Origin of the sequence: Alteromonas mediterranea DE (genome assembly GCF_000020585.3) — a bacterium.
Lineage (GTDB): Bacteria > Pseudomonadota > Gammaproteobacteria > Enterobacterales > Alteromonadaceae > Alteromonas > Alteromonas mediterranea.
Genome location: NC_011138.3, coordinates 516,519 through 536,230 on the forward strand (window position 1 = coordinate 516,519; position 19,712 = coordinate 536,230).

The window sequence follows — 19,712 nt, forward strand, 5'->3', positions numbered from 1 at the left end:
CTGCGTAAAATGTAAGCGCATAAGACTTTATATCGTTTGGGCCATAATTATGTTGGTGGTGTATCTCTATGTCTGGCACTAGTGTTGAACCTATCTATATTCGAGCAGCGTCTAAAAGTAACGGCATTACCAGTTTAGTGCTGGGATGCGTGGGGCTTATTGCTGCCGCGTTATGGCTGGCTTTCTTACCCGATTGGTTATTTTTAGCGGGCATCTTCCTAACCAGTGCGGCGCTCGTGTGTTTATTAGTCGGCTACTTCAAAATTCGCGAGCCAGACTACAGCTTAGAGATTGCGAAAGACTACATCACTTATCGCCACCGTTTAGGCAGTTGGCGCATCCATTGGGAGAACTTACAGCGGGCCGATTGCCCTCGCGTTAGGCATGGTTTAGACCATATCCCTCTTGAAACCATAGGGTTTAAGATTAAAAGTTATACAGACTTTTTAAATACCATTTCGCCAAGACTAGCGACCCATTTGTTGATGGAGCAACGGCCTTTGCTTATGCAAAATACCGATGAAAACTGTGCCTCAGGCAGTTGCTATGAACAATCGATGTTTGATGATAAACAGTACGTTATGGAAGACGGCACCGTTATAAAAGGGATTAAAGCTATGCTGGCTCATCGCATGGTTGAGCTAAGAAAGCGTCTTGGTTTTGATATTTTTATTGCCAGCTCAGAGCTTGACCGCGATGTGGGTGAATTCGCCGCACTTATAGCCCAATGCCAACAGGCGAGGCAGAGTATTGAAACGCAGGCTACGGTGCACGTTCAAGATTAGAACGTGCCATTATGGTTGATGCTTTCTCTTATCACCTTTTTGGCTTCTTCGAGTAGGGCTGGTAAATGTTCATCGACCATGGCATGTTGTCCTAATTTAAGCGCGCTCTCAGTTTCATTGGCCAAATGTTGCATTCTTGGTAGACCCGTGTAGCAACACGCGCCGTGAAGCTTATGCACCTCTGCTTTAAGCGCGTTGTAATCTTTTGCGTTCCATAGTGCTGAAAGGGTATCGATCGTCTCTGGAAGCTGCGCAATAAAGCTATCAAGCATCTCTTTAGCCGTATCCTGATTCTGATTGGCACGCTTTAAGGCAAGCTGCCAGTCGATAGAAGGGAATACAATCTCTCCCGGCTCAATACTGTGGCACCACGATTTAATTAAGGTGATCAGCAGGTCAACTTCTATGGGCTTAGGCAAGTAGTCATCCATTCCTGATGCCAGCAGTCGGTCTTGCTCTTCTTTGAACGCATGGGCGGTTACTGCCACAATAGGGGTGCCCATATTTAATGGCGATTTTCTAATTTCTCTGGTGGCCTGCACGCCATCCATACCCGGCATTTGCACGTCCATTAAGATAAGGTCAAATTCTTGTATTTGGCACTGATTTACTGCGTCTTGCCCATTGATGGTAGTAATCAGCTCAATAGGGGAGTGGTCAAGCCAAGTATGTAGGAGCTTAAGGTTCATTTCCATATCGTCAACGGCTAAGACCTTCACTTTGGGCAAGCTTTCAATTTTCTCAATCATCGCATTTTTAGCCGGTGTCACTTTACAATGAACCAAACTATCGAGTTTAGTTAACGTCATTGGCATGCGCACTTGTGAATGGAAGTGTTGCGAGAGGCTAGGGTATTGAGCGAATGGCTCTGGACCCGAGTACCAAAGAATGCGTTTTTGCGCGGGGAACTGAACAAAACGGCTAAGGTATGCATCTCGCAAGCTCATTTTGCTTACGGGCACGGCGGCCATAAAGAAATCATATTGACCAGTAAGTGTAGCCAAGTAATCTAGCGATTCTACCGAGATTACCTGCGCCCCCAAGATAGACAACATGTTAGCGCTTGCACGACGCGTTGCAGGCACGGGGTCAAAGATAACCACTTTTTTGCCTAGCCAGTCTTCATTGCTGCTTAGTGCGTATTTTTGACTTAACTGGGTCATACGAAGAGAAACGATAAACGTTGAGCCTTGGCCAAGTGCGCTTTTAAGGGTTAAGTCGCCGTTCATTAAGCGCACTAGTTCCCTGCTAATAACCAGCCCTAACCCCGTACCTTGGTAGTTGCGATTCAAGGCATCATCAACTTGCGAAAACGCGTTAAACAGCTTCTTTCTATCTTGGCGGCTAATGCCTATGCCCGTATCTTCGATAGTCATATTCACTTCGTGGATACCGTGGGGTAGTGCGCGGCCTCTCACTGAAAAGGTTATGGTACCGCTTGATGTGAATTTTAAGGCATTGCTTAGCAAATTGTTCAGCACCTGCTTGATGCGAAACACGTCGCCAATGAGTTTTTCAGGCAGCGGATGTAAATCAAAAACAAACTCAAGGTGTTTACTGTGAGAAGACTTCGCCATAATGGTGACCATTTCTTCTAGCAGTTTGTTAGGGGAGAAAGGCTGGTTATTAATGGTTAACTTACCCGCTTCAATCTTGGAAAAATCTAATACGTCATTGACGATAGTGAGCAGGTTATCGGCGGCGGTATTTACTATTCTTACTTGCTCTTGCTGATCCGTGGGCAGTGAAGCATTATTCAATTCTTTGCTGAAGCCTAAAATGGCATTGAGGGGCGTGCGAATCTCATGGCTCATGTTGGCAAGGAACTGAGACTTAACATTACTGGCTTTGATCGCGTCTTTTCGCGCAATATCTAAGCGGGCATTTTGTTCTTCAATAAGCTCAACATTGTTGCGCAGATCGTTGGTGGCCTGTTCGACTTCGCTTTCAAGCTGGCTTCTGCTCTTTTCCATAAGGGCGAACGAGAAGAGGCCGGCTTCAAGGAATACCCCTACTTGGAAACAGTAAGTGGTAAAGTCGTTGGAAGGGAGTACACCGATAAGGCTTAGCATTCCCACGATAGCGCCGGTGGCAAGCATACCCCATGCGAAGATGAAGTACCGGGCCGGTTTGAAGTTATTAAAGAAGGCTTCAAAGCCCGCATAGATATAGCTTAAAATGGCAACAAGCCCAACGCCATACACTAAATTGTTTTTCCAAATTGAAGGCAGTAGGTCAACGAAGCAAATAAGGCCGGTTAGCCCTTGGCAAATCAATAGCAATTTAATAATGGGGTGCGCAGTAGGGGAATGCCTATTCGTCTCCAAAAATGTCATGGTAAAGACCCCAGAACTGATACCAATAATCACAAAGATAAGCTCGGAATGACCGACTAGCCAAGAGGGAATTCCTTGGCTAAATACAAGCTGGATATGACCGCCCCACACAAACTGCCATAAAAGCACCGCACCAATATAACCCACATAAGCAATCAGGCTTTTCTCTCGAACACCAAAGAAGAGGGCTAAATTGGAGATGGCGAGGATAAGTAACCCTCCATAAAAAAAGCCCCACAGCATACTGTCGGCTTGGAAATAGCTGCTGTGAATAGGCTCTGCCTGAATGCGAAGTGGTGCGATTAAGCTAGATGAGCGGCTTTCAATGCGGATGTATAGGTCGACGGCGTCGCTATCAGACAGTTCAATACGAAAGGTCGGGACGCGAAAACGCTGCTCTTTTTGCGCTTTTCCCTGGTGACTTTGTTTTATGACTTTACCGTTTTTAACCAAATAAAAGTCAACGCTATCTAGTTGACTGAAGTTAATTGTAAATACCCAATCTTCTTCATTTGATACATTGGCTACAGAGGTAAGCAACCACATACCGTTGTTGCGAAAGCCAAAGTTAGGATTGTCGTGGGGATGCATCAAAAAGTCGTTTCGGCGCCTCGATACATCGCTAATGGTAAGTTGGTAGTCGGTTTCAAATAAAAAATACAGTGAATCAGACAAGTCTAGCGTACTTTCTTCATCGAAAAGTTGCTCGATATGCTGAGCATAAGCAGTGGAGGCTAAGCCGCTAGCTAAAAAAAAGAAAAGAAAAAAGAATACGCGAAAGATAGCCATGATTATCTGTACTTTTAACCGTTTAATTAGGATTTTTTGTTATTTTGGGATTGAATAGTGAAGGGCAAAATTCAATCTTCCCTATTTAACCACTCTCTTTGAAGAATAACAAAACAAACACTTATGCCGTAAATTGGGGTAAATATACTCAGCCAAAGCCGCGACATTTGGTTTGAAAGATTGCACACCATTGCGCTTTACCCCACAATAGCATTTAACGCTTCCGTGCTTTCACCTAGTGGTGCGCTAACAACGCGTGGAAGACCGCCGTATTATCACGAGCGCATTGGTATTAATAACAAAACGAAAAAATTATCATGAGTGACGAGATCATCATTAATCGCGATGGGGTAGAGCAACTTCCTCTTCGACGCTTCACCGAAGACGCTTATCTTAACTATTCCATGTACGTCATCATGGACCGGGCCCTGCCGCATATTTCTGACGGTTTAAAGCCCGTTCAGCGCCGCATCATTTATGCCATGTCTGATCTTGGCTTAAACGCAAGCGCCAAATATAAGAAGTCGGCCAGAACCGTCGGTGATGTATTAGGTAAGTTCCACCCTCACGGCGACTCGGCGTGCTATGAAGCTATGGTGCTTATGGCGCAGCCCTTTTCGTATCGCTATCCGCTGGTGGATGGCCAAGGGAACTGGGGGGCACCAGACGACCCTAAATCCTTTGCTGCCATGCGTTATACCGAAGCCAAGCTATCTCGTTTCGCCGAAGTCTTGTTAAACGAACTAGGCCAAGGCACGGTCGACTGGGTACCTAATTTCGACGGTACATTAGAAGAGCCAAGCGTTTTGCCTGCTCGTCTCCCCCACATTTTGTTAAATGGGGTAACGGGGATTGCGGTAGGTATGGCGACAGATATTCCGCCGCATAACGTTAGAGAGTTAGCTAATGCCTGCGCAATGCTGTTGGACAATAGTAAAGCCGAATTAAGCGATGTCCTTGCGCATGTAAACGGGCCAGACTACCCAACTGAAGCGGAAATCATTACGCCGAAGGCTGATATACAAAAGCTTTATGAGACGGGTAGAGGCTCTATTAAAATGCGCGCTGTATATAGCGAGGAAAGCGGTGACGTGGTAATTACAGCACTACCGCACCAAGCCTCGGGCGCAAAAATTCTCGAACAAATAGCTGCCCAAATGCAGGCTAAAAAGCTGCCTATGGTCAGCGACCTTCGCGATGAATCTGACCACGAAAACCCAACTCGATTGGTTATCACGCCTCGTTCAAATCGCGTTGATGTGACCCAGCTAATGCAGCATTTATTCGCTACAACCGACCTTGAGAAAAATTATCGGGTAAATCTGAACATGATAGGGCTAGATGGTCGCCCTCAGGTTAAAGATTTGCGCACCATTTTGACAGAGTGGCTTCAGTACAGAAAAGATACCGTAACGCGCCGCTTGCAATACCGCCTCGATAAAGTACTGGCTAGACTTCACATCCTTGAAGGTTTGTTAATTGCGTTTTTGAATATCGATGAAGTTATCGAAATCATTCGAACCTATGACAAGCCCAAGCCAGAGTTAATGTCTCGCTTTGGGCTGAGCGATAAACAAGCTGAGGCTATCCTTGAGTTAAAGCTTCGCCATTTAGCCAAACTAGAAGAAATGAAAATTAAAGGTGAGCAGGATGAGCTTGCCGCAGAGCGGGATAAGCTTCAGCAATTGCTAGGTTCAGACCGCCGTCTTAAAACACTCATTAAAAAAGAAATTCTCGCTGACGCTGAAAAGTATGGTGATGATAGGCGATCGCCTATTGTGGAACGCGGTGAAGCGAAAGCTTTGTCTGAAAAGGAGCTGGTGCCGGCTGAATCGGTTACCGTTGTGCTTTCAGAAAAAGGCTGGGCACGCTGCGCGAAAGGGCACGATATTGACGCAGAGGGTTTGAGTTATAAAGCCGGTGACGGTTATTTATCTAGCGCAGAAGGCAAGAGTAATCAGCCCGCGGTATTTATGGATAGCTCGGGGCGCACCTTCTCGTGTGATGCACATGGGCTGCCATCGGCGCGCAGCCAAGGGGAGCCACTAACGGGGCGCTTTAGTATTGTCGGCGGTGAGTCCTTCCAGCATGCCATTATGGCACAAGACGACAGTAAGTTTCTGGTAGGTTCCGACGCTGGCTATGGCTTTGTTGGAACGTTTAAAGATATGGTGAGTAAAAACAAAGCGGGTAAAGCTTACCTATCGCTACCCACAGCGGCAAAAGTCATGAAGCCCACCCCCGTGACTAACCCTGATACCGACTGGTGCTTAAGTATTTCAAATGAAGGGCGCATGCTGATGTTCCCACTGCGTGATTTACCAAGCTTAGGCAAGGGTAAGGGTAACAAGCTTATTAATATTCCATCGGCGAAGTCACAGTCGCGAGAAGAATACGTCAAAATACTCACTGTAGTTCCGGATGGGACGGCCATAAAAGTAGGTGCGGGTAAACGAAATATGACGTTAAGCGCTGAAGACCTGACCCATTATCAGGGGGAAAGGGGTAGAAGAGGGAATAAACTACCTCGGGGGCTTCAGCGGGTTGATACCGTAGAAGTGGTTGTCGCTGACAAGGACGAGGCGCCCGAAGTTTTGGCATAAAGTTTAAGTTGTTCTTATGCTTAGGTGAACTACACTCAATTAAGGATTAAATGAGGATTTTACATGCTAGGCATAGTTTTTACGTCGTTAATCGATATGCTCGAGGAAAAAGTATCTCCTGAGTTCGCTGACGATGTCATCATGGAAGCTGAGTTAGAAAACGACGGCGCTTATACTGCAGTGGGCTACTACCCGTTTGAAGAAATGCAACGCTTACTTGGCGTGCTGGTGGAAAAAACGGGTAAGTCTGCTAATGAACTTTTATACGATTTCGGCTATTACCTGTTCGGCAAGCTTGCTGCAGTTCACTCAGATGTGTTAGCAAATACGAATGGCATGCTAGATATGCTGATGCACCTTGACGGGGATATTCATGTTCAAGTCAAAAAACTCTATCCCGATGCCGACTTACCCCGGTTTAAAGTACTCTCTCGCACCGATACCGCTATGCGATTACAGTACTATTCAGAAAGAGAGTTATACCCCTTAGCTGAAGGTTTGATGGACGCCGCAGCCGCGCACTACAACTGCAAGCTAGAGCGGGAAACGCACCAACTTGATACGCCACATACTTACGAATTTAGTATTTCTCTCGTTTCATAGGAGTGATCAATGGCTGATGATACGTCCTCCAGCACGCCTTCAAACGATCACGCCGCATTGCTTGAACGGCGATTGAAACGGGAGCGCGCAGCAAGAGAGCAGGCGGAAGCGTTACTCGTAGAGAAAATGGAAAGCTTGTACGAAACGCTTAAGCAAAGTCAAAATGCACAAAAGGATCTTGAGCTAGCGCTTTGGGCTTCTCAGGAGTCGTTTTGGAGCTGGAAAGCGCAATGCGATAGGATGGAGATACGCTCGTTTTCTCTTCATTCTGAGAGTGTATCAACATGGTCTGGTACGTTAATTCAATTATTAGAACGTGTGCATGAAGACGACATAGAAGGGCTTCAGTTCCACTGGAGTATGGCATTACACGGTAAGCGCGATCGTATAGAGTTCTCTTTTCGCCTAAAGCTAGATGAAGACTTCCAGTGGGTAAGGTTGCGTGGGCGTGTTTTAGAACGTGGAAACGCCGGCGAAGCATTGCACATAGTTGGTACGACAAAAGATATCACGCAACAGCGCAAGGCTGAGCAATCCTTTCATTTGATGGCATCGGCTTTTGCTAGTTCGCGAGAACCTATGCTGGTGCTTTCGCCTGACCTTGTTATTACCGAGTGTAACGATGCTTTCATTCAGTTAATTGGCGCGATGGTGAAAGACCAATGGGTTGGTCTAGATTTTAACCATATATTTATTACCGAAAAAGTCGATAAAGCGCAGTTAGCTTCGGATAAGCAAGTGCGTTTCGAGTCTAAAATTAAGACACAAAGCGGAGAAATCAGAGTCGTTGATATTTCGGTGGCGCTATTTGAGACCTATCAGCAAACTTCTTATCTCATAGCTACTATGCGCGATATCAGCGATCGCAAACGCAACGAGGCCAGACTACGGCAGCTCGCTCTTCACGATGAGTTGACTGGGTTATCAAATCGAAACTTTTTACGGGAATCTATTACTGGCTTAGTAGAGAGCAAAAAACCTTTCGTTTTAGTATTTATCGATTTAGACGGCTTTAAAGCGATTAATGATAACGCAGGGCATGAAAGAGGCGATATCGAGCTACAGCGGGTCGGCGCACAGCTTACCGCCATGTTCGGGCCAATCGGTGAAGTCGGAAGGTGGGGGGGCGATGAGTTTATAGCGGTACTTCCTTCGCAAACATGTGAGAAAATAGCTGAAAAATCTCAGCAGCTTATTCACCACATCGAAGAAGACGTGATTAGCGTTAAATCTTCAGAGCTAAGGTTATCGGCCAGTATCGGCATTGCCGACTTTCCCGCGCACAGCGACAGCATAGAAGGCTTGATACAATGTGCAGATGCAGCGATGTATCGCGCAAAAGAGCTAGGGAAAGGGCAAGCTTTCATCTACGAGCCTGGGCTTTATGAAAGCATGACTCAGCAAGTGAGTATGGTGAATGATTTACGCAGAACCGTAGAAAACCATCTACTCGATTTTTATATTCAAGGCAAATACGACCTAAACGGAGAGTTAAAAGGGGGCGAGGTATTGTGCCGTTGGATATCGGGGTTGCACGGCGTGGTTTCGCCAGCTGTATTCATTCCCATAGCTGAAGAGCAAAAGCTCGACAGTGCTATTGGTCTACAGGCTTTAGAGGCGGCATGTGATTACATTTCTATTATGGAGTCGCAGCAAGGTGAGTCAATACCGCTGTCGGTGAATATTAGCGCCAACCAAATGCTTGATCCGAACTTTCCGCAGCAGGCGCTAAAGATTTGTATGAACAACAGTGTCTCCCCTGAATATATCGAGTTGGAATTGACAGAGTCGGTATTTATTCGGGATGAAAAAGCGGCGCTTAGGGCGTTAAATACGCTAAAGGAAAATGGCTTTAGGCTCTCCTTAGACGACTTTGGTAGTGGTTTTTCATCGCTTAGCTATTTGCGCAGCTTTCAGTTTGAAGTGGTCAAAGTGGATAAAAGCTTGATTCAAGGCATACACCTAGATAGCAAAGCCAATGCACTGTTTAATGGCCTAATTGCCATGTTAAAAAGCCTGCAAATAGAGGTTGTCGCTGAAGGTGTTGAATTAGAGTCTTACTTACCTTTTATGCAACAAGCGGATATTCAGCTTATGCAGGGCTTTTACTTTGATAAACCTATGCCTTACGACCAGTTTCTTGCTAGGCATACATCGGAGCCTAACCGTTAGTACCAAGCCGCGACAACTCACTCTCTAAATTATGTTGGAATGTGTCATCGCTATTTAGGATGGGTCAGCGAATACAAAAAAAGCCCAACAATGGGCTTTTTTCACCACCCGTGGTTTATGCTATTTCGCATTCGTACTTTCAAAGATTTTATCCGCCGATGCGGCAACAAAACCAGTATAAAGTTTACCGTCAGGCATTTCATAGCGCTGGGCAAATTCGTAGAAACAGCTTGGGATAGCCACAGTCTCATCGCTAAAAGCGACGTCTGCGCGGTCGGCCATTGTCGAAGACTGAGCAAGATAAACCTCTGGTCCCCCCTTAATTTCACCGCCCGATGTGTTAAGTACAAATCCGGCTTCTTTAAGCAGGGTGTTCACATCAGCAAGCTCATTAGTGCGGGTTAAGTAGTTTACGCTTACCGTAAAATGGTTAGCACGAAAGCCCCAAGCTGCCATCCACGCCGCATATTCTGACTCATTTAACAGCGTGTCGTACTCAGCTTTAGAGACCTCCCAGTGCTTCCCTGAATACAGGAAGTTGTCGGCCTTTACCATTGAATCTGGCATTTGCTCTACAAGCTTTTTGATAATGGCTTGCGCTTGGTCTGAAAGCTCATCAACGCGAAGTTCACTAATAAACACTTTGGGCTTGGTATCGTCGGGGTGCTCAAAATGTTTGGCTGTGAGCTTTTTGGCTTCAAAGTTGTAGTCGCCTTTCGCTTCATATCCCAAAGCTAAGAAATGTGCTGCAAGCTTATCTAAGCGAGTTTTATCAAGGGCAAATGTTCTAAAAGCAACGTGGTCGTTAACGATATCGTTCGTGTTTTCTTCACCGGCTAATAGGGCATGTATTTTATGTGCTGAGGGAGTGATTGTTACGTAATCGTCCCACATATTGCTGAACAACGTATCTATGTTGCTATGCATGGTAGTAGGGTCCTTTCTGTCGTTAACTATTTTAAGGAATAGTTCGTATAAGCTAGGTGCGAAAATGGCCGAAGCGCACGGTGCTTCGGCCTTTTTAGATAACGTGAAGCTAGGCTTACATTGATAAACCTGGGCTTAACTTGCCTGGCATAGTGACTTTATCAAGCTCGACCGAAGCTACGGGGTATGCGCAGTAATCTGCTGCATAAAACGCGCTGGCTCTGTGATTGCCACTGTCGCCTACGCCGCCAAACGGTGCGGCACTGCTTGCGCCGGTAATAGGTCTGTTCCAGTTTACGATGCCCGCGCGGATACGCGCAAAGAAATAACGGTAATCTTCTTCACTGTCACCTAAAAGACCTGCCGACAAACCAAAACTGGTGTTATTGGCTTCTGCAATCGCGTCATCAAAGCTAGTATAGCGAATGACTTTTAATAGCGGACCAAAGTGTTCTTCGTCAGGCAGTGAAGCAAGCATGTCAGTTACATCGATAATACCCGGCGTAGCAAAGCCTTTGCTTTCGTCTTGCTGCTCAAGACGTACCAATACTTTACCGCCTAAGCTTTCAAGTTCTTGCTGTGCTTTCACCATGAGAGCTGCAGCACTACTTGAAATCATTGCACCCATAAATGGCTGATCTTCAGCATCGTAATCGCCAACTTTGATATTTTTGGTTACTTCGATAAGGCGAGCAAGGATCTCGTCGCCTTTGGCGTCGGCTGGCAAGAACAAGCGGCGCGCACACGTGCAGCGCTGACCTGACGTGATGAAAGCAGACTGAACGATGTCGTGTACCGCAGCATCAACATCGGCTACGTCTTTTACGATTAACGGGTTGTTACCGCCCATTTCAAGGGCCAAGATTTTACCTGGGTGGCCAGCGAACTGTTCGTGTAAGATCCTTCCTGTATGCGAACTTCCGGTAAAGAACAAACCGTCAATGTCATTGTGCGAAGCCAGGGCTTTACCCGTTTCCACTTCACCTTGGACAAGATTAAGTACACCGGCCGGAAGGCCTGCCGCATCCCACAGTTTCACCATTTCTTGTGCAACCATGGGCGTTAAATCGCTTGGTTTAAACACAACCGTGTTACCCGCGATAAGAGCAGGAACAATGTGTCCATTAGGAAGGTGACCCGGGAAATTGTAGGGGCCGAATACCGCTACCACGCCGTGAGGTTTGTGGCGAATAAAGGCTTTACCTACTGGCATTGGGTTTTCAACATTGCCGGTGCGCTCAAAGTAGGCCTTCTCAGAAATACCGATTTTGCCCATCATGGCGCCCACTTCCGTGGCCGTCTCCCACTCAGGTTTACCGGTTTCTTTTGCCATTACTTTGGCAAGGTGAGCTTTTGCTTCTTCAAGCTTAGCGCCGTAAATCTTAATAATTTCAAGACGCGCTTCAACCGTCTTCATGCTCCACGCTGGAAGTGCAGCACGGGCAGCGCTAATCGCGTCGTCGATTTGCTCTGCTGTGGCAGACTTGCCTTCCCAAATAATTTCATTTTTGGCTGGGTCAACTGAGGTTAGGTCGTGACCTTGTCCGGCAACCCATTCACCGTTTATAAAATGTGTATGTAGCATAGTGGGTGTCCTTTTAGTCTCTGTAGGTGACAGGGGCAAAGCGTACGTGTTCACCCTCTTTCACATTCAGTGCAGCAGCGGCCTGGCGAGAAAGCACGGCAACCTGCTTCTCTTCGCTTACCGTCATTTCGGTGGCTACTGCACGGAAATCAGATATAGATGTGTTAATAATGTAGTGCGTTTGCCCTAACGCAGCTGCGTTGTCGTCAATGAAAACCGGTAGTTTTACACTCGACTGTGCAGTGCGAATATGGCTTAGGTTCGCTTCAACCGTGGGGCCTGCGTCGAAAATATCTACGTAACCGCGGCAAGAAAAGCCCTCTTCCTCTAATAGCTGAAGGGCTGGGCGGGTTTTTTCGTGTACCTCGCCAATCACTTCTTGAGCTTCTTTACTCAGTAAATTTACGTAAATCGGGTATTTAGGCATAAGTTCAGCAATGAACACCTTGTTGCCAATACCCGTGAGGTAGTCGGCCGTTGGAAAGTCCATAGAGAAGAAGTGGGTCTCTAGCCATTCCCAAAACGGTGAACGGCCTTCTTCGTCACTTACACCACGCATTTCGGCAATCACGGTTTCTGAAAAGCGCTCGCGATGTTCCATCATAAACAAGAAGCGAACTTTAGACAGGAAGCGGCCGTTAATACCGCCTCGCGCTTGCTCACGAAGAAAGAGGGTGCAGATTTCAGTGACACCGGTGTAGTCATTACAAAACGTTAAAATGTCTACCGTATTGTGAATGTTTAGCTCGCGAGAAGCATGCACTACTTTACTTAAATGGTAGTGATAGAAAGCATCGTCAATACCAACTGCAGCTTCAATACCTGTCGTGCCCACAACCGTACCGGAAGTGGTATCTTCCATTACAAACAAGTATGACTCATCGCCAGGCTCGGTTACGTTAGGTTTGTTAAACGCAGTTTCTGCACGATCAATTTTGCGCTGTAGTAACTCGTCGTTAACGGGCAGTGACGTAAAGCCAATACCCGATTCAACGGCAATTTCTTTCAGCGCGTTATAGTCGGCCTTTGTAATAGGGCGAATGATATTCATGTTCGCTACTCGTGTTGTAATTATTCGGCGTTTACAACGGCGGCAACGGCGCGCTCAAAACGTGCTAAACCTTCTTTAATGTCTTCATCAGGGATAACCAATGAAGGCGCAAAACGAATCACGTTCATACCGGCAACCAAGCACATTAGGTTTTCTTTCGTTGCTGCCATCATGAAGTCACGGGCGCGACCTTGGTATTTTTCATTTAGTGCACAGCCTAGCAGCATGCCTTGACCACGAACTTCTTCAAATACGTTGTATTTTTCGTTAATCGCACCTAAAAGCTCACGGAAAAGCGCTTCTTTTTTAAGTACACCTTCAAGTACTTCTGGCTGATTAACGATATCTAATGCTTTTTCCGCAACCGCACAGGCCAATGGGTTTCCGCCGTACGTACTGCCGTGAGTGCCTGGTTTAAGGTGTGCGGCAATATCATTTGTAGTTAGCATGGCACCAATTGGAAAGCCGCCGCCTAACGATTTTGCTGTGGTAAGGATATCCGGTGTTACGCCAAGACCCATGTAAGCATACAGGTGGCCAGTACGACCAACGCCTGACTGGACTTCATCAAATATAAGTAGCGCGTTGTGCTTGTCGCATAGCTCGCGAACCCCTTTTACAAAGTCAGCGTCTGGTGGAATGATGCCGCCTTCGCCTTGCAATGGCTCCATCATTACCGCACAGGTTTTGTCAGAGATAAGTGCTTCAAATGCAGCGAGGTCGTTGTAATCACAATGGTCAACTGCGCCCGGCTTAGGGCCAAAACCATCAGAGTAAGCCGCTTGACCCCCAACCGTTACGGTAAAGAACGTACGGCCGTGGAAACCTTTATTAAACGCAATGATTTGGTTCTTATCTTCGCCGTGCTTGTCTAGCGCCCAGCGACGAGCTAATTTTAGCGCCGCCTCATTAGCTTCTGCACCTGAGTTCGCAAAATAAACTTTGTCGGAAAAGGTGGCATCGTTAAGCTTTTTAGCAAGGCGAAGCGCGGGTTCGTTGGTAAATACATTACTTAAATGCCAAAGCTTGCTGCCTTGTTCATTTAGTGCTTTAACTAGCTCAGGATGGCAGTGGCCTAAAACATTTACTGCGATACCGCCTGCAAAGTCGATGTACTCAGCACCCTCTTGATCCCATACGCGTGAACCTTCACCTCGAACAGGTACCATACCTGCTGGGTTATAGTTAGGAACCATTACATCATCAAATGTAGCGCGAGTTACGTTCATCTTTGTTACCTCTGCATTGGGCGCTAAACCACTTTTTTGTGTTCATGTTCGTAAAGCATTGGAAGAGAATTTCTTCCCACTCTTAAGCACGCAACATTATTTTAGCGCATAAAAACTAATCGGATTTGGTTTACAGTATGCCATTTTTTTTAACATTTGTCTTCTTCCTAAAAGGCTGCAGCCCTTTATTTATAAGGACTGTGGCTTAATTTGCAGGAAAAGTGAATAACTATTAACTACTGGGCTATATCATTTAGTAATAATCGAGTTTTCTGCTTGGAAAACGGTTATACGCTGGCTATAGCAGCATTGCTGCGCGAGTAAATTGTTGAAAAAAGTATCGTCCAAACACGCATGTCTATACTGAGGTTGGCGGGCAAAGCCGTAAGGAAAGCCCGTTTTCTAGAGGATAAGTGAATTTCATGTTGCACATTGCATAACGAGTGCATGAATATCCACTAAATTTTTAATGACTGTCTTCGTTTTTAACTAATGGAAGAGTAAAAATATCGATAGTTTTAAGTTTCTCAAGGGCCCCTTGAGGGTACTTTTGTTCTACAAAAAGAGGCTTTACATCTTTCATCTCAACCAGTTTCAATTGGTGTAACATCCGAACTTGTGTATAAGAGCGAGCCTGATGAAGTACTTTGCACAGGCTACCACTTTCAGCCGGTATCTTGTTCGCACAATCCCGCATAGGCGATGCTATAGGCAGCCGTTTCAAATTCATCCATTCCATGATGTCGGCACTTACTGCATCGGCAAACTCTTGTTGCATAGCAATAAGATGATTTGCTGAGGGAGTTATTTTAAGTAAGGCTTCATGTCGCTTTTGCTCCTTGTCTTTTTGACACTCTTTTAGCAGGTGAAGCTGAATTTTATCAAACAGTTTGAAGTAAAGCCGTGTTACTGCACAGCGCCCTAAGTTACTTAGCATACCCAACGTATAGGCGGTATTTTTGTTAATGTCATTGATAATCCCTAAGCGCTTTGTTGTCATGGCTACACCCGTCGAATAGCGTGTAAGCTTTTGCTTGATTAACGGATAGGGGTCGGTAATTTGCGGCATAGCGCGCTTTAAAATTAGCGAAGGGATTAAGGTGCGTAAGTTTTCTATACCTAAAAAGCTAAGCGCCGTTCTCAGCGTTTCAACAACGATAATGCGACCGCGAGAGTCTTTACGTCTAAATTGGGGGGTATTAACGACAACGATAAGCTCATCGTAAAGCCACGGCATGGTAGCGGCGATGGGCTCTAATTTAGAGACAGAACACGCCCTTACTGAGAGCGCATCAAGCAATTCGCCGATGTTTTCTGGTAAATTAAGTACGTTTTGTACAAGTTCGTCGGTATAGCTGAGTTGCTCGGTCAACTCTTCGAAAAGTATCTCGTGAAGTTGATGGCTTACCGACTCTTGATAGGTTGCTTCCGTTTTTTCTTGCAGGCGCTTATTCTCAATCGCCACTTTCTCAACATTCAGCAGTAGCCGACGAGCGTCACCTTGTTCAGATTGTTCGAAGCTCACTTCACCAACTCGACGCCTTCCTAGCATTTCGAGCACGCGTTCTGGAGAAATAAGCATGTTCTCGAATCGTTCGTCGATTGTGGGCGGTGTGGTTGCCCCCATTGTCATATTAAAAGCACTCCTGCTCATAACTTTTTGTTGAACGGCAATATTATCGTACATCAGGGGCCTTATAACGTTCGTTCTGCAATGGAATAAATAACAGCTACGGCTTTTCGAACGACATAATTTTTCATCAACCCTGATATAGCGCTTCCCCGTTGATACATAACCACTATTTAGCGTGCCAACACTAAATGGACTTATGAAAGTTAAACGAAAAATCAGTGAATTGCGAGAAATACTGCCTTTAAAGCGTCAGCTTTTACACTACTAAAACGTATCGGCAGTAGTTGAATTAACTTAAGGCATTTTGAAGCGCAAAAAAGCGTCTAGCACACTGTGACCATGTTCAGTGAGCAGTGATTCGGGATGATACTGTACCCCCCATATGGGGTGTTGGGTATGCGAAATAGCCATGATCTCTTTCCTACCTTGTGCGGTCTCGCACCATGCGTCAACCTGAAGAGAACGAGGCATTGTTGTTGGGTTTAACACAAGTGAGTGGTAGCGGGTAACGTTAAAGGCTTTGGGAAGCGTTTTAAACAAACCGGTTTGCTTGTGCTTTAACGTGGAAACCTTGCCGTGTTTTATTTCTTGAGCGCCTACTACATCAGCACCAAACACCTGGCCGATAGCCTGATGGCCTAGGCACACACCTAAAATAGGCAGTTTACCGGGGAAATGAGAAATAGCAGATAAGCTTATACCGGCTTCGTTCGGTGTACACGGACCGGGGGATATAACAAGCTGTGAAGGGGCAAGGCGTTCTATGTCGTCGATAGTCAGTGCATTGTTTCTCACCACTTCAACGTTGGCACCAAGTTCTGTGAAGTACCGAGCAAGGTTATGAGTGAATGAATCGAAATTATCAATTAACAGCAACACAGCAGCGCTATTCCTAGGTAATCCTGTTAGGCGAAAGTGATGGCCACGAAGGGTGATACTTGCCCGTCGTGGCTTTCATAACAAACTGGCAGCGTAGTCTTATGGCTTAGGTATAAAACCAACCGCGTTGTATACCTTTGCGAGCGTTTCTGCAGCGCGAGCAGACGCTTTTTCCGCACCCTGACGCATAACATCGTCAAGGTAAGCTCGGTCTGCTCGAATTTCGGCATAACGCGCTTGAATTGGCTCTAGTAACGCGACGACGGCGTCTGCGACATCGCCTTTAAGATGGCCGTACATTTTGTCGGTATACTCAGGTTCAAGCGCTTTAATCGATTTTCCGGTAGAAAGAGAAAGCAGGGTAAGTAAGTTAGATACACCAGGCTTTTCTGTTGGGTTGAAATAAATATTGGCTTGCTCGTCAGAGTCCGTTACCGCGCGCTTAATCTTCTTCGCCAACTTCTTGGGTTCTTCTAACAGACCAATAAAGTTGTTCGGATTATTGTCTGACTTCGACATCTTCTTTTCCGGCTCTTGCAAGCTCATAATGCGCGCGCCGAAATCTGGGATGTAAGGGTCAGGCAATTTAAACACATCGCCATATAGGTTATTCACGCGGGTTGCGATATCGCGGGTCAACTCTAAGTGCTGCTTTTGGTCTTCACCTACTGGTACCTTATCTGCTTGATAAAGCAAAATATCGGCAGCCTGAAGCACAGGGTAGCTATATAAACCAACGTTGATATTATTTTCGTTTTTCGCCGACTTATCTTTAAACTGAGTCATGCGATTTAGCTCACCCATTTGAGCATAGCAATTGAGAACCCATGAGAGCTGAGCGTGTTCCGGCACATGGGATTGTAAAAACAGCGTGCTTTTTTGTGGGTCAATACCACACGCAAGGTAAAGAGAAAGGCCGTCTAAGCACGCTTCTGCTAGCTGCTTGGGGTCTTGTCTTACCGTAATGGCATGCAAGTCTACAATCATATACAAGCAGTCGTGATCGTCTTGCATGGAAACCCAATGCTTAAGCGCACCCATGTAATTGCCAAGGGTAAGTTGGCCTGAAGGCTGACAGCCACTTAATACAACGGGTTTATTACTCATTTCTTTTTACCTGTAATACGTTAAATACTGTTAAAACTAAGTTTGAGAACGTTTAGCTTTAAAAACTATGCTTTAGATAATGACGCCAGTTCATCGCGCATTTGCTCGATGACATCGCCGTAATCGGGTTGAGAAAAAATAGCTGAACCGGCAACAAACATATCCGCACCCGCTTCGGCTATGTCGCGAATATTATCTACTTTTACGCCACCGTCAATTTCAATTCGAATATCATAGCCACTTTCTAAAACGCGCTGCTTAACTGCGCGCACTTTATCTAGGGTACTAGGTATAAATTTTTGACCGCCAAAGCCTGGGTTCACCGACATAATAAGAATGTGGTGCAGCTTGTCCATGACGTGGTCAAGGTAATGTAGCGGCGTGGCTGGGTTAAATACCAGACCTGGTTTACAGCCGGCATCAATGATGAGTTGTAAAGAACGATCTATGTGATCAGACGCTTCTGGGTGAAAGCTAATATAGCTAGCGCCAGCGTCGGCAAACTTTTCTATCAAATCGTCTACGGGCTTAACCATAAGATGCACATCAATGGGGGCAGTAATGCCGTAATTTCTCAACGCTTCACAAATCATAGGCCCAAACGTAAGGTTTGGTACATAGTGGTTATCCATCACATCGAAATGCACCACATCGGCGCCTGCTTTTAATACGTTGTCTACGTCTTCGCCAAGACGGGCAAAGTCAGCAGAAAGTATAGATGGGGCAATTAGGAATGGTTTCATTTCATGTCCTTTAAATCTAAAAACAACAGGGTTTGTTGCCACTTACGTTTTAGGGTTGCGAAAGTTTACCCAAATCCGTGCTTCTTTACTATGCAAAGGCTAAATCAGCGTTCATTTCACTGGAATTATAGATAGACGAGGGTATAAGAATGCCTTGCCCAATAATGGGGATGGTGCGTTATGTTGGTGCGTTTTTGTTCAGGTTGAATGCGATGGATTTAACGGCACTATTTTTTGGTAGGTTGATTTATTAAATTAAATCAGTGAGTTAAAATTTTTTGAGCAAAGTTTTTTGGTGAACCATAAATGGGCATCAACTTTGCGTTAATCAGTCCAAAAAAGAAAACACAGACAGAAAAACGAATTATAACAAGTTTGAATTTTGACTGGAGAACACACATGAAAACATCTACAAAAAGAACAATCCTTGCCGCTGCAATTTCTTCAGCGTGTCTGTTAACAGCCATGCCTAGCTATGCAGAAGGTGAATTTACTGCCAATGCAAGCGCGACCAGCAACTACATTTGGCGTGGTCTAACACAAACTACTAACGAAGCTGCTGTTCAGGGCGGTATCGACTACGCACACGAAAGTGGTTTTTATGCGGGTACGTGGGCATCTAACGTGAACTATGGTGCAGGCGATGTATATTCATATGAGCACGACATGTACTTTGGTTTTTCTGGCGAGTCTGACGGCATTGCTTACGACTTTGGTTACCTTTATTACAACTACGATGATGAAGCGAACTTTGACTTCGCTGAAGTTTATGGCTCAGTAGGTATGGGCGGCTTAAGCCTAACGGTTTACTTATTAGCACACACCGAAGCTGATGAAGGTGAAGGCCAAGATTTTGGATTTGCTCAAGCATCTTATACGTCTCTTGACTACGGCATGGAAATTCTAAATGGCACCGAACTTGGTTTCCACGTTGGTTATCACGAAGGTGACTTTGCGGAAGCGTTTAACGGTGTTGAAGGTTATGTAGACTACGGCGTATCAATCGCGAAAGATGGCTTTAGCTTTGCAATTACAGGGACCGACCTAGATGATATGGGCGGCGATGATGAGTTTGATAACGATGCAGTTAAATTCACTGTAGCTTACTCAGTCGACTTCCAGCTGTAAGACTTGTTCAAAGGCTATTAGATAGCCTTTAACAAAACGTTGAGTAGTAAAAGCCTAATGTCAGTTCATTAGGCTTTTCATTTTTAAAGGCAACGCATTTTTAACTTGTTAGTAACCTGCTTTTGATTATAATGAGATTAAT

General features: G+C 45.6%; 14 protein-coding genes. 5 read left to right on the forward strand and 9 right to left on the reverse strand.

What is annotated here, in order from left to right; all coding sequences use genetic code 11:
* Positions 1 to 68: 68 nt before the first annotated feature.
* The gene (locus MADE_RS02330; protein WP_012516998.1) at positions 69 to 785 is read left to right on the forward strand and encodes a DUF2982 domain-containing protein; all 717 of its coding nucleotides are present in this window, start codon (positions 69 to 71) and stop codon (positions 783 to 785) included.
* Here the strand turns inward: MADE_RS02330 and MADE_RS02335 are convergent.
* Positions 782 to 3,910: a hybrid sensor histidine kinase/response regulator gene (locus tag MADE_RS02335; RefSeq protein ID WP_012516999.1), complete on the reverse strand. Its 3,129-nt coding sequence runs from the start codon at positions 3,908 to 3,910 to the stop codon at positions 782 to 784. The genes MADE_RS02330 and MADE_RS02335 overlap by 4 nt on opposite strands.
* A 317-nt stretch (positions 3,911 to 4,227) precedes the next feature.
* Between MADE_RS02335 and parC the strand changes: the two genes are divergently transcribed.
* From parC to MADE_RS02350, 3 genes are all read left to right on the forward strand, one after another.
* A complete protein-coding gene (gene parC, locus MADE_RS02340) occupies positions 4,228 to 6,513 on the forward strand; it encodes a DNA topoisomerase IV subunit A (protein ID WP_012517000.1) in 2,286 nt (761 codons plus the stop codon).
* Between the two features lie 63 nt (positions 6,514 to 6,576).
* On the forward strand, positions 6,577 to 7,116 hold the full coding sequence (locus tag MADE_RS02345; RefSeq protein WP_012517001.1) for a heme NO-binding domain-containing protein: 540 nt from the start codon (positions 6,577 to 6,579) through the stop codon (positions 7,114 to 7,116).
* Between the two features lie 9 nt (positions 7,117 to 7,125).
* Positions 7,126 to 9,288, forward strand: coding sequence for a putative bifunctional diguanylate cyclase/phosphodiesterase (locus MADE_RS02350; RefSeq protein WP_012517002.1), 2,163 nt, complete (start codon positions 7,126 to 7,128; stop codon positions 9,286 to 9,288).
* Between the two features lie 120 nt (positions 9,289 to 9,408).
* Here the strand turns inward: MADE_RS02350 and MADE_RS02355 are convergent, their stop codons facing one another.
* The 8 genes from MADE_RS02355 to rpe all read right to left on the reverse strand — a co-directional run bounded on the left by MADE_RS02355 (position 9,409) and on the right by rpe (position 18,442).
* Complete coding sequence (locus tag MADE_RS02355; protein WP_012517003.1) at positions 9,409 to 10,215, reverse strand: DUF1338 domain-containing protein; 807 nt, start codon at positions 10,213 to 10,215, stop codon at positions 9,409 to 9,411.
* Between the two features lie 115 nt (positions 10,216 to 10,330).
* Positions 10,331 to 11,800 (reverse strand): succinylglutamate-semialdehyde dehydrogenase, encoded by a 1,470-nt coding sequence (gene astD, locus MADE_RS02360; RefSeq protein WP_012517004.1) that lies wholly within the window; start codon positions 11,798 to 11,800, stop codon positions 10,331 to 10,333.
* Between the two features lie 13 nt (positions 11,801 to 11,813).
* The gene (gene astA / locus MADE_RS02365; protein ID WP_012517005.1) at positions 11,814 to 12,851 is read right to left on the reverse strand and encodes an arginine N-succinyltransferase; all 1,038 of its coding nucleotides are present in this window, start codon (positions 12,849 to 12,851) and stop codon (positions 11,814 to 11,816) included.
* 20 nt (positions 12,852 to 12,871) lie between these two features.
* Positions 12,872 to 14,080, reverse strand: coding sequence for an aspartate aminotransferase family protein (locus MADE_RS02370; RefSeq protein WP_012517006.1), 1,209 nt, complete (start codon positions 14,078 to 14,080; stop codon positions 12,872 to 12,874).
* A 466-nt stretch (positions 14,081 to 14,546) separates the two neighbouring features.
* A complete protein-coding gene (locus MADE_RS02375; protein WP_020742755.1) occupies positions 14,547 to 15,713 on the reverse strand; it encodes an HDOD domain-containing protein in 1,167 nt (388 codons plus the stop codon).
* A 294-nt stretch (positions 15,714 to 16,007) separates the two neighbouring features.
* Positions 16,008 to 16,592 carry an anthranilate synthase component II gene (locus MADE_RS02380; protein WP_012517008.1) on the reverse strand — a complete coding sequence of 195 codons (585 nt, stop codon included), beginning with the start codon at positions 16,590 to 16,592 and terminating at the stop codon, positions 16,008 to 16,010.
* A 99-nt stretch (positions 16,593 to 16,691) separates the two neighbouring features.
* Positions 16,692 to 17,699, reverse strand: a complete 1,008-nt coding sequence (gene trpS, locus MADE_RS02385) for a tryptophan--tRNA ligase (RefSeq protein ID WP_012517009.1) — start codon at positions 17,697 to 17,699, stop codon at positions 16,692 to 16,694.
* 65 nt (positions 17,700 to 17,764) lie between these two features.
* Positions 17,765 to 18,442, reverse strand: coding sequence for a ribulose-phosphate 3-epimerase (gene rpe / locus MADE_RS02390; protein WP_012517010.1), 678 nt, complete (start codon positions 18,440 to 18,442; stop codon positions 17,765 to 17,767).
* A gap of 306 nt (positions 18,443 to 18,748) precedes the next feature.
* Here rpe and MADE_RS02395 point away from each other — a divergent pair, with 306 nt between their 5' ends.
* Positions 18,749 to 19,570: a TorF family putative porin gene (locus MADE_RS02395; protein ID WP_012517011.1), complete on the forward strand. Its 822-nt coding sequence runs from the start codon at positions 18,749 to 18,751 to the stop codon at positions 19,568 to 19,570.
* The last annotated feature ends 142 nt before the right edge of the window (positions 19,571 to 19,712 follow it).